We start from the raw sequence: 9,408 nt of genomic DNA, 5'->3' as shown, positions 1-9,408 counted from the left end.
TGTTGTTGGTGCTGTTGTTGTTGGTGATGCCGGTGACGTAGAGCTCGTCCGAACCCACCTTCAGCAAGGCCTTCTGGTTGTTCAGCGTGGCGATGCGGGGGCTGGAGAGCACATGCACATCGCCCTGCGTTTCCAGGAAGTTCAACAGCGCGGCGAAGTTGGTGGCCTGGAAGGCCAGGCCGTAGAAGCCGCGGCCGAGCGAATTCAGATTCAGATTGGCGCCGGGCAGGCTGACGGTGCTGCCATCGGTGATCGGGCCGGTGGGGCTGATGACGGCGCCGGGCTGCCCCACGCCGATGCTGAGCTGGCCACCGCGCGAGCCGCCGAGCAGCTGCCCGAAGGCGCCCCAGTTGATGCCGGTCTTGGCGTCGTCGCTCAGGCTCACCTCCAGGATCTTGGCCTCGAGCATGACTTGGCGTTCGATGCTGACCTGAATGGCCTGCAGGTACTGCTCCACCTGCACCAGCTCCGGCCCGGGGGCGCGCACCACGATCACCCCGGCGGAGGGATTGAGCACCAGCGAACGCCCGCCGCCGCTGCCCACCAGCAGCCCGAGCGACTCGCGCACCTCGCCCCAGAAATTCGCATCCGAGGTGGTCTTGACCTGGGCCGACTCGAAGCTGCGCAGCTGCGTGCCGCCGCCGCTGCCACTGCCACTGCCACTGCCACTGCCCGAACCGCTGCCCGACCCACTGCCACCGCTGCTGCCGTTGCCGCCACTCACGGCCAGTGCGCTGGTGGACACGCGTGTGTCGCTCTCGCCCTGACGGCGCCCCGGCAGGTAGTTGATGCGGAAGATGCGCGTCTGCACCGCATTGCTGTAGACGTAGACCTTGTCGCCGGCGAGCCGGTAGTCGTAGCCGTACAGCTCCTTGATGGCGTCCAGCGCCTCCAGCACCGTGGTCTGGCGCAGGTTCAGGCTGATGCGGCCGGACACATCCGGCGCCACCAGCAGCTGGTAGGGCGAGCCCTGGGCCAGCTGCAGGAAGACCTGGGCCGCCGGGGCATCGACCAGGGCGATGTCGAAGCGCTCAAGGCGCGGCAGGGACTGCGTGGCCGCGCCGGGGCGCGGTGCCACCGGCTGGCTCTCGGCACGTTGCGGCTCCTGGGCCTGGGCGGCGCCCAGCAGGCCGGTGAGGATCAATGCGGGAACCCAGGCATTCATGGGCGGGCCTCTTTGCGGGTGTTGTTCTTGTCATCCTGCGGCAGCAGCAGGAGGCGGTGCTGGCGACCCTCGGCGTCGCGCAGCACGGCGGCCTCGGTGTCGATGCGCAGCAGCAGGTAGCCGTTCAGGCGCTGGCCGGGCTGCATCAGCTGGCCGTCAATCAGGGCGCTGGGGCGCGGGCCCAGGCGCAGCCCCTGCAGCTGGGGCCGCGCGGGCTGCGCTGCGGGGGCATCCGGCGCCACGCCGCTGGCCGCCGTGCGCCAAGCCGGCGGCGGCAGCGTCGGGTCCGGCAACGCCGCGCAGGGCAGAGCCAGCGGCAGCAGGCCGGCGGCGATGCAGGCGGCAAGGCAGCGCTTCATAGCGTCAGCCAGGCCGCTTGCGGGCTCAGGGTTTCGACCTGCAGCGTCATTTCGATGTCCGGGTGCTCGCGCACCGTGAAAGAGAGCTGGCGCACGCGCAGCCGGGCTTCGCTTTGCACCAGATCGCGCAGGTACTGGTGCAGGGCGCCATAGGAGCCGCTGACGACGAGTTCGATGGCGTGGCGGTAAAGGCGCGGGCCGGCCGCAGGGGCCGCGGCGGATGCTGGCGCGGCGGCGGCATCCGGCAGCGCTGTCAGGGCCCGCAGCTTCAGGCCGCCTTGCTGGCGCTGCACCAGTTCCTCCAGCAGCGCCAGCATGCGCGCCCCTTCCAGCGCGCCGGGGCGGCCCTCGAGGCCCTGCAACTCGGTGCGAAGGCGCGCCAGTTCGTCCTCGCGCTGCTTGTGCTGCAGCTCGGCCTGATCGCGCGCCAGCTGCTGCGCCGTCCGCAGCTCTGCCAGCGCCTTCTCGGTCTGCTCGGCCTGCTGGCGGGCCTGCGCCAGCTGCCGTTGCGCCGGCGCCAGCCAGAGCCGGTCGCCCAGCCAGAGCACGAAGGCCAGGCCAGCGACCGCCAGCAACCAGCGCTCGCGCGGCACCCGGGCATCAAAGGCCTTGTTGGCCTGTTGCCAGCGCTGCAGCAAGGGACTGTTCTTCATCGGGCCCTCCCGCTGGCGCTCGTGCTGCTGCTGCGCAGCTGGAACTTCTGCACCCCGCCGGCCTCCGGTTCACCCAGGCTGAGCTGGGCAAAACGCTGGCCCTTGAAGGCCGGCTGCTGCTCCAGGCGGCGCAGGTAGGCGGGCAGCTGGCGGCCATCGAGCAGGCGCCCCTCGAGCTCCAGGCGCGGCTCGGCCGCAGCCCAGTGCGCGGCGGTCAGCCACACCTCGGGGCCGGCGGCGCGTGCCAGGGCCTCCAGCAGCTCGGGTGCGGCCTCGCTCGGCGGCAGGCTCTGCAGTTGCACCTCGAACAAGCGCGCCTGCGCCAGACGCTGGCGCAGCGCGTCCAGTTCCTGCTGCTGCGCGGCGGCGGCCTGGGCCGGTGCCTGCTGACCGAGCTGACGGATCTGCAGCTCGGCGGCGGCGCCGCGGTCCAGCTGCGCGCGGGTGCGCTGCGCCATCCATTGGCTCGCGCCCCAGAGCAGCACCAGCAGCAGGCCCATGGCCAGCACCAGGCGCGGCAAGTTCAGCCAACGCCGCTCGGGGCGCAGGCTGGCATCAAAGAGGTTCAGGTGCTGCATGCGGCCCCCTACTCGCGCAAGGCCGCGCCAAGGGCCAGCAGCCAGCGGGCGGCTTCGGCGCCCTGAAGCTCCGGCGCAGCGCTCAGGTCCAACATGGCCTGCACATCCAGGGCCTCGACCTGCACCGTCACCAGCCGCCCCAGATGCCCCACCAGGCCGGCCATGCCCGGCCCCGGCGCCACCAGCACGCGCGCCAGGCTGAGGTGGCTGAACATGCGGTCGAAGTTGTCCAACGTGCGCTGCACCTCGAGCGCGGCGCGGTCCAGCGCGGCGTCGCGGCGCGCATCGTCTTCGTGGGCCAGGGCCTCGGCCGCGAGCTCGATCTGGCGAAACATCAGCAGCTCACCCCCCTGGGTGATGACCAGGCTGCCCTGGCCGCTGCCGAAGCTCAACAGCGCCTGGGCGCGGTTCTCGGGCTCCAGGCGGGCGCTGAGGTTGCGCAGTGCCGTTTCGGGAATGTCGATCGCCTCCAGGCCCTGGCGCTGGGCGTCGGCCTGCGCGGCTAGCTCGCGCAAGCGATGCTTGGGCGCCAGCACGGCCAGCAGCTGGGTCTGGCGACGCTGGTTCTGGTCGCCGGGCAGGATCAACAGGTCCAGGGCGGCATCCTCCGCGGAGAAGTCGAGCTGGCCCTTGAGCTGCCAACGCAGCGCGTCCTTCCATTCCTCGCGCGGCACGTCGGGCGGGGCCTCGGTGGGCACGATCTGGTAGTGGCCGCGCTCCAGCACCCAGACGCGGCGGGTGCGCCCGCCATGGGCCTTGTGGAGGGCGGCCAGGCTGGCACTGCGCACCGCCTCCTGCTCGCCCCAAGGCCCCTGCCAATGCCAGGCCAGGCGGGCCGGTCGGCCCGCCGCAGCAGGCAGCAGATGGGCGGCACGCAGGGTTTCACCCTGGGGCACCAGGGCCGTCCAACCAGGTTCGGTGCGGGCACGCAGCAAAGGCAAGGGCAGGAACTCCGTCAAGGCACCGCGCCGCAGCTGCGGCGGCCGGCGCGCCCCCGCTGAGCCGGGCGAGGGCTTTGTGAGCAACAGTATTTCAGGGCATTCTCTCTGTGCCCCCCCGGGATAATCCCCCGCATGCTGAGATTGCTGGTGGGCCTGGGCAACCCGGGCGCTGAATACGAGGACACCCGGCACAACGCCGGCTTTGCCTGGATCGATGCGGTGGCCCGCGAGCTCAAAGTCTCGCTGGTGGCCGAACGCAGCTACTTCGGGCTGGCCGCGCGGGCCCGCACGCCCACAGGGGATGTGTGGCTGCTGGAGCCGATGACCTACATGAACCTGAGCGGCAAGTCGGTGGCGGCGCTGGCGCGCTTCTTCAAGATCGAGCCGCAGCAGATCCTGGTCGCGCACGACGAGCTGGACCTGCCGCCGGGCGAGCTCAAGCTCAAGCGCGGCGGCAGCGCGGCCGGGCACAACGGGCTCAAGGACATGGCGGCCCAGCTGGGCTCGAACGACTTCTGGCGCCTGCGCATGGGGATCGGCCACCCGGGCCAGCGCGATGCCGTGGCCGGCTATGTGCTGCGCCGGGCGCCGGGGCCGGAGCGCGAGCTGCTGCAGGCCTGCATCGACAAAAGCCTGCCCGCCCTGCCCCTGCTGCTGGCCGGCCAATTCGACAGCGCCACCCAGCGCCTGCACGCCAAGCCCCAGCGGCCCAAGCCGCCGCGCCCGCCCCGGAGCCCCAGCCATGACCCTGCGCCGCCGCCCCCTGCTCCTGCTGCCCCTGCTGCTGACTAGCCTGTCCGGGCTGGCCCAGACACGGCGGCAGAGCGGCCCGCCGATCTTCCGCTGCGGGCCCGGCGGGCGTGAGCTGCGCGACCGCCCTTGCCCCGCGGAATCGGGGGCATCCGCGCCGCTCTCCTACGATCAACCCAGCCAAAGCGACCGCGCCGCCGCCCTGCAGCGCCAGGCGGCCGAGGCCCGGGAGGCCGCTCGGCTGCAACGCGAGCGTGAACGCTTCGAGGCCAGCGCACCCCCGGCCAGCCAGCCGGCAGGCTCGCGGGGTATGGACAAGGCCTCGGCCGACACCCGAACCGCCCCGCCCGACCGGCCCGCGCGCAACAAACAGCGCAAAGACGAGAAAACGCGCACGGCGCGCTCGCCTGCCAACAAGCGCTGAAGCGCACCCGGCGCAGCCCGGCCGATGCTTCTGGCATGATCGCCGGCACCTTGGACCGGTTCCCGCGCCATGTCCTCACACGACGAAGACGATCACGACCTGCTGTTCGCGCCCGAGTCGGTGCTGGTACCTACCGAGCATCCGCTTGACCCTTGGGTGGTGCTGATCGTCGATGACGAGCCCCAGGTCCACGAAGTGACCGAGTTGGTGATGGCGGACTTCGAGTTCGCCGGCCGTCACCTGCTTTTCCTGCATGCCTACAGCGCCGCCGAGGCGCGCCAGGTGCTGGCCAGCCGCAGCGATGTCGCGCTGATCCTGCTCGATGTAGTGATGGAAACCGAGCACGCCGGCCTGGACCTGGCACGCGACATCCGCGAGCAGATGCGCAACCACCGCTCGCGCATCGTGCTGCGCACCGGCCAGCCCGGTCAGGCGCCGGAAGAGCATGTCATCAAAAACTACGACATCAATGACTACAAGGAGAAGACCGAGCTGACCAAGCGCAAGCTCAACACGGTCTTCTTCGCGGCGCTGCGCTCCTACCGCGACATCCTCATCATTGAGCAGAGCAAGATGGCGCTGCGTCGCTCGATCGAGGCCATCCAGCGCATCTACGACTCGCACAACCTCAAGGTCTTCGCCTCGGCCGTGCTCGATCAGGTCGCCCACCTGCTCGGCTACGAGGCCCAGGGCCTGTGCGCCAACCGCATTGCCGCCTACGCCGCCTCGCACATGGAGGGCCGGCTGCATGTGCTGGCCGCCACGCCCGAGTACGCCGGCCTGCTCGACGAGCAGGGCCTGATGCAGCTGCCGGAGAAGGTCAAGCAGGCGCTGGACCGCGCCGAGCGCGAGCAGCGCAGCCACTTCGACCCGCACCACTGCGTGGGTTACTACCGCACCAGCGGCGGCAGCGTCAGCCTGCTCTACATGGAGTTCTCCGACCCGGTGGACCACGAGGCCCAGGAGCTGCTGGAGATCTTCTGCTCCAACGTGGCCATCACCTACGAGGCCCTGCTGCTGCGCGAGGAGGTGCAGGAGACCCAGCGCGCCACCGTCTACATCCTGGGCGAGGCGGTGGAGCGGCGCTCCAACGAGGGCGGCGCCCATGTGCGCCGTATCGCCGAGCTGGCCGCCCTGCTGGGCCAGGCCTGGGGGCTGGAGCCGATGGAGGTCGAGCACCTGCGCCAGGCCGCGCCGCTGCACGATGTCGGCAAGATCGGCATCCCCGACCACATCCTCAACAAGCCCGCCAAGCTGGACGCCGATGAGTGGTCGCAGATGCAGCAGCACGCGCGCATCGGCCACGAGTTGCTGGCGCAGAGCGACCGGCGCATCCTGCGCATGGGCGCGCAGATCGCGCTGGAGCACCACGAGCGCTGGGATGGCCAGGGCTATCCGCAGGGCCTGTTCGGCGAAACGATCTCGCTGCCGGCGCGCATCGTGGCGCTGGCCGATGTGCTGGATTCGCTGATGTCCGACCGGGTCTACAAGAAGCGCTGGGATTTCGAGACCGCCATCGATTACATCGAGAGCCAGGCCGGCCTGCATTTCGATCCCCGCCTGGTGACCCTGCTGCTGAACCGGCTGGACGCCGTGCGCGCGATCTACGAGCGTTTCCCAGACACCAGCATCAGCGCGGAACTCTGATCAGGCCTTTTCGGCTTTTACGGCCGTCAGACGCAGGTATTTCTGCATCAGGCTTTCGGCGTCTTCCACATGGGCCGGGTCCTTGGGGATGCAGGCCACCGGGCACAGCAGCGCGCACTGCGGGGTGTCGAAATGGCCCACGCACTCGGTGCAGCGGTTCGGGTCGATGACGTAGAACTCCGGCCCCATCGAGATCGCCTGGTTCGGGCAGACGGGCTCGCAGACGTCGCAGTTGATGCACTCATCAGTAATCTTGAGCGCCATCAACTGCCTCGCTTGGCCATCAGGGCCTGCAGCACGCCCGGGCTGACGAACTTCGACACGTCGCCACCCAGCATCGCGATCTCGCGCACGAAGGTGCCGCTGACGAACTGGTAGTCGTCGCCGGGCGTCAGGAACACGGTCTCGACCTCGGGCATCAGCTGGCGGTTCATGCCGGCCATCTGGAACTCGTAGTCGTAATCGCTCACCGCGCGGATGCCGCGCACCACCACCTGGCCGCCCTGCTCCAGCACGAAGCGGCTCAGCAGGCCCTCGAAGGCCACCACCTGCACCTGGGGCACATCGGCGAGCGCCTCGCGCGCCATCGCCAGGCGCTCCTCCAGCGTGAACAGGGTCTTCTTGTGATGGGCCGTGGCCACCGCCAGGATGACAGTAGGAAAGAGCTTGGCGGCGCGGCGCAGGATGTCTTCGTGCCCGCGCGTCAGCGGGTCGAAGGTGCCGGGGTAGATGGCTTTCATGGGCTCGGATTGTCGAGCGCGAACAAATGGGCGTGCACCGCCCCGGCCTTGAGGTGGCGGTGCAGGCGGTAGCCCTTCGGTGCGGCGAACTCGCGCGACGCCTCCAGATAGATCCAGGCGGAGCCACAGGCAGCGTGCAGGGCACGCTCGAACAGATCGGCCTCGAAGGGTGGATCGAGCAGCACCAGGTCCCAGCCCGGGCCGATCTGGCCAAAGGCATCGCCGGCTTGCACGCGCACGCAGTCGGCCGCGCCGTCGAGCCGCGCGACCACCTCGCGCAGGCTGCGCAGCGCGCGCGCGTCCTGCTCCACCAGCGTGACCTGGGCGCCGCGCGAAGCCGCCTCCAGCCCCAGCGCGCCACTGCCGGCAAAGGCGTCCAGCACCTTCCAGCCGCCCAGCTCCTGGCCCAGCCAGTTGAAGAGCGTCTCGCGCAGGCGGTCGCCGGTGGGGCGCAGGCCGGGCAGATCGGGCACGGGCAGCTTGGTGCGCCGCCAGCGTCCGCCAATGATGCGGACCTCGCCGGCGGCGCCGGACTTCTTGTTCACAGGCGCACCTCGATGCCCGCGGTGCGCATGAATGCCTTGGCCTCGCCCACCGTGTGCTGGCCATCGTGAAAGATGCTGGCCGCCAGCACGGCGTCGGCGCCGCCCAGGCGGATGCCATCCACCAGGTGTTGCAAGGTGCCCACGCCGCCGCTGGCGATCACCGGCAGATCGATGGCGTCGCTGACCGCCTTGGTCAGCGCCAGATTGAAGCCGGCGCGCGTGCCGTCGCGGTCCATGCTGGTGAGCAGGATCTCGCCGGCCCCCAGTTCCTGCATGCGCACCGCCCAGGCCACGGCGTCCAGGCCGGTGTCCTTGCGGCCACCGTGGGTGTAGACGTTCCAGCCGCCCGAGTCATTGGCCTTGGCGTCGATCGCCACCACGATGCACTGCGAGCCGTATTTGTCGCTGGCCGCGCGGATCAGTTCCGGGTTTGCCACCGCGGCCGAGTTGAAGCTGACCTTGTCGGCCCCGGCATTGAGCAGGCGGCGCACATCGGCCACCTCGCGCACGCCGCCGCCCACGGTCAGCGGGATGAAGACCTGGTCGGCCACGGCTTCGATGATGGGCAGGATCAGGTCGCGGCCATCGCTGGTGGCGGTGATGTCCAGGAAGGTCAGTTCGTCCGCGCCCTGCTCGTTGTAGCGGGCGGCGGCTTCGACGGGGTCGCCCGCGTCGCGCAGGCCGACGAAGTTGACGCCCTTGACGACCCGGCCGTCCTTTACGTCCAGGCAGGGAATGATGCGTTTGGCAAGCATGGGAATCGGTAGAGCTATCCGGAACGGTGACGGCGCGCGCGCGCGGAACGCCACCAGCGCAGCCAGGCTGCGGGGCGCCGCAGGGCCAGGGCGTGGCGCAGGCGCTGTTTGAACTCACGCGCGCTGGCGCGGGCCTGCTGGTAGACAGGCTGCGCATGCAGCCAGGCACGGGCGCGCGCCAGCCAGCCCATCACCCAGCGATAGAAGCGATCGAACCAGGGCAGGCGGCGGGCGCTGTCGCGTACCAGGTCGAACAGGTAGGCGGCCAGCGCGGTGCCGCAGAGCTTGGCGGCCACGAAGACCAGCAGCCCCAGAAACTGGTAGCCGTGGCCCAAGGCCCAAAGCGCAGCCAGCTTGAAGGGCAACAGCAGGGCTGCGGGGGCGGCCAGCAGTAGCAGGCTGGGCCAGGGCGGCAGCTGGCGCAACCAGGCTTCCAGCCGTTGCAGGTGCAGGGCCAGGCCGAGGCGGCGCATGCCGCGCTGCAGGACGTCCCACAGCCACTCCTCGGCCAGCAGCAGCAGCGCCAGCAGCCCGATGAACGGGCGCAGCAGCCAGCGCCAGGGGCCCCGCCCCTGCGAGGCCATCAGCGCAGGCGGCTGGCCTTGTGCAGGGTCTTGTGCTTCTTCGTGACCTTCTTCTTGGTGGCCTTCTTGGCCTTTTTCGCGCCCTTCTTCTTGGCCACGGTCTGGGCGCCATGCACGCCGGCCTTGGCCTGCACGGGGTGGCCGGCGGCCTGGGCCGGCGCGGGCGCCACGCCCAGGCTGGCAACGGCGAGGGCAAGGGCGGCAAGCAGGGGTTTCAGCGTCATGGTGAGCTCCAGGGAGGGGTGGGCATGCGAGCCCGCGGGAAGG

At 70.3% G+C, this 9,408-nt stretch carries 14 protein-coding genes; 3 read left to right on the top strand and 11 right to left on the bottom strand.

The features are described from left to right. The 5 genes from ACE3QP_RS15865 to pilM form a co-directional block, all read right to left on the bottom strand. On the bottom strand, nucleotides 1-1,165 hold a 1,165-nt coding region (locus ACE3QP_RS15865), incomplete at its 3' end, for a secretin N-terminal domain-containing protein (protein ID WP_374437458.1). Beyond that, nucleotides 1,162-1,524 carry a hypothetical protein gene (locus ACE3QP_RS15860; RefSeq protein WP_374437457.1) on the bottom strand — a complete coding sequence of 121 codons (363 nt, stop codon included), beginning with the start codon at nucleotides 1,522-1,524 and terminating at the stop codon, nucleotides 1,162-1,164. The genes ACE3QP_RS15860 and ACE3QP_RS15865, both read right to left, overlap by 4 nt. Continuing rightward, nucleotides 1,521-2,177 (bottom strand): hypothetical protein, encoded by a 657-nt coding sequence (locus tag ACE3QP_RS15855; protein ID WP_374437456.1) that lies wholly within the window; start codon nucleotides 2,175-2,177, stop codon nucleotides 1,521-1,523. Before ACE3QP_RS15855 ends, ACE3QP_RS15860 begins: the two co-directional genes overlap by 4 nt. After that, nucleotides 2,174-2,755, bottom strand: a complete 582-nt coding sequence (locus ACE3QP_RS15850) for a PilN domain-containing protein (protein WP_374437455.1) — start codon at nucleotides 2,753-2,755, stop codon at nucleotides 2,174-2,176. Before ACE3QP_RS15850 ends, ACE3QP_RS15855 begins: the two co-directional genes overlap by 4 nt. An 8-nt stretch (nucleotides 2,756-2,763) precedes the next feature. Beyond that, entirely contained in the window at nucleotides 2,764-3,714 is a 951-nt protein-coding gene (gene pilM / locus ACE3QP_RS15845; RefSeq protein ID WP_374437454.1) for a type IV pilus biogenesis protein PilM, read from the bottom strand. 114 nt (nucleotides 3,715-3,828) lie between these two features. Here pilM and pth point away from each other — a divergent pair, with 114 nt between their 5' ends. From pth to ACE3QP_RS15830, 3 genes are all read left to right on the top strand, one after another. Next, nucleotides 3,829-4,488, top strand: a complete 660-nt coding sequence (gene pth, locus ACE3QP_RS15840) for an aminoacyl-tRNA hydrolase (RefSeq protein ID WP_374437453.1) — start codon at nucleotides 3,829-3,831, stop codon at nucleotides 4,486-4,488. After that, nucleotides 4,439-4,870 (top strand): hypothetical protein, encoded by a 432-nt coding sequence (locus ACE3QP_RS15835; RefSeq protein WP_374437452.1) that lies wholly within the window; start codon nucleotides 4,439-4,441, stop codon nucleotides 4,868-4,870. Before pth ends, ACE3QP_RS15835 begins: the two co-directional genes overlap by 50 nt. Before the next feature lie 69 nt (nucleotides 4,871-4,939). Next, the gene (locus ACE3QP_RS15830; RefSeq protein WP_374437451.1) at nucleotides 4,940-6,517 is read left to right on the top strand and encodes an HD domain-containing phosphohydrolase; all 1,578 of its coding nucleotides are present in this window, start codon (nucleotides 4,940-4,942) and stop codon (nucleotides 6,515-6,517) included. On the opposite strand, the gene ACE3QP_RS15825 is transcribed toward ACE3QP_RS15830, so the two are convergent. The 6 genes from ACE3QP_RS15825 to ACE3QP_RS15800 are packed head-to-tail and all read right to left on the bottom strand — an operon-like array spanning nucleotide 6,518 to nucleotide 9,365. Continuing rightward, nucleotides 6,518-6,781 carry a YfhL family 4Fe-4S dicluster ferredoxin gene (locus ACE3QP_RS15825; protein WP_374437450.1) on the bottom strand — a complete coding sequence of 88 codons (264 nt, stop codon included), beginning with the start codon at nucleotides 6,779-6,781 and terminating at the stop codon, nucleotides 6,518-6,520. It lies immediately after the preceding gene. Continuing rightward, the gene (gene coaD / locus ACE3QP_RS15820; RefSeq protein WP_374437449.1) at nucleotides 6,781-7,257 is read right to left on the bottom strand and encodes a pantetheine-phosphate adenylyltransferase; all 477 of its coding nucleotides are present in this window, start codon (nucleotides 7,255-7,257) and stop codon (nucleotides 6,781-6,783) included. Before coaD ends, ACE3QP_RS15825 begins: the two co-directional genes overlap by 1 nt. Then, the gene (rsmD, locus tag ACE3QP_RS15815; RefSeq protein WP_374437448.1) at nucleotides 7,254-7,802 is read right to left on the bottom strand and encodes a 16S rRNA (guanine(966)-N(2))-methyltransferase RsmD; all 549 of its coding nucleotides are present in this window, start codon (nucleotides 7,800-7,802) and stop codon (nucleotides 7,254-7,256) included. The genes coaD and rsmD overlap by 4 nt, the downstream gene beginning before the upstream one ends. Next, on the bottom strand, nucleotides 7,799-8,557 hold the full coding sequence (hisF, locus tag ACE3QP_RS15810; RefSeq protein WP_374437447.1) for an imidazole glycerol phosphate synthase subunit HisF: 759 nt from the start codon (nucleotides 8,555-8,557) through the stop codon (nucleotides 7,799-7,801). The genes rsmD and hisF overlap by 4 nt, the downstream gene beginning before the upstream one ends. A 14-nt stretch (nucleotides 8,558-8,571) precedes the next feature. Beyond that, the gene (locus tag ACE3QP_RS15805) at nucleotides 8,572-9,141 is read right to left on the bottom strand and encodes a hypothetical protein (RefSeq protein WP_374437446.1); all 570 of its coding nucleotides are present in this window, start codon (nucleotides 9,139-9,141) and stop codon (nucleotides 8,572-8,574) included. Then, nucleotides 9,141-9,365, bottom strand: a complete 225-nt coding sequence (locus tag ACE3QP_RS15800; protein ID WP_374437445.1) for a hypothetical protein — start codon at nucleotides 9,363-9,365, stop codon at nucleotides 9,141-9,143. The genes ACE3QP_RS15805 and ACE3QP_RS15800 overlap by 1 nt, the downstream gene beginning before the upstream one ends. Between the last annotated feature and the right edge of the window lie 43 nt (nucleotides 9,366-9,408).

The sequence above is a fragment of the Inhella sp. genome (assembly GCF_041912635.1).
GTDB lineage: Bacteria > Pseudomonadota > Gammaproteobacteria > Burkholderiales > Burkholderiaceae_C > Inhella.
Note: the sequence above shows the minus strand (reverse complement) of the source record. Positions and strands in the feature narration are given on the sequence as shown.

Coding starts and splice junctions, on each gene's coding strand:
- ACE3QP_RS15850 (WP_374437455.1), bottom strand. CDS start 2,755: ATGCAGCACCTGAACCTCTTTGATGCCAGCCTGCGCCCCGAGCGGCGT.
- ACE3QP_RS15800 (WP_374437445.1), bottom strand. CDS start 9,365: ATGACGCTGAAACCCCTGCTTGCCGCCCTTGCCCTCGCCGTTGCCAGC.
- ACE3QP_RS15830 (WP_374437451.1), top strand. CDS start 4,940: ATGTCCTCACACGACGAAGACGATCACGACCTGCTGTTCGCGCCCGAG.
- ACE3QP_RS15860 (WP_374437457.1), bottom strand. CDS start 1,524: ATGAAGCGCTGCCTTGCCGCCTGCATCGCCGCCGGCCTGCTGCCGCTG.
- ACE3QP_RS15855 (WP_374437456.1), bottom strand. CDS start 2,177: ATGAAGAACAGTCCCTTGCTGCAGCGCTGGCAACAGGCCAACAAGGCC.
- coaD (WP_374437449.1), bottom strand. CDS start 7,257: ATGAAAGCCATCTACCCCGGCACCTTCGACCCGCTGACGCGCGGGCAC.
- hisF (WP_374437447.1), bottom strand. CDS start 8,557: ATGCTTGCCAAACGCATCATTCCCTGCCTGGACGTAAAGGACGGCCGG.
- pth (WP_374437453.1), top strand. CDS start 3,829: ATGCTGAGATTGCTGGTGGGCCTGGGCAACCCGGGCGCTGAATACGAG.
- ACE3QP_RS15825 (WP_374437450.1), bottom strand. CDS start 6,781: ATGGCGCTCAAGATTACTGATGAGTGCATCAACTGCGACGTCTGCGAG.
- ACE3QP_RS15835 (WP_374437452.1), top strand. CDS start 4,439: ATGACCCTGCGCCGCCGCCCCCTGCTCCTGCTGCCCCTGCTGCTGACT.
- ACE3QP_RS15805 (WP_374437446.1), bottom strand. CDS start 9,141: ATGGCCTCGCAGGGGCGGGGCCCCTGGCGCTGGCTGCTGCGCCCGTTC.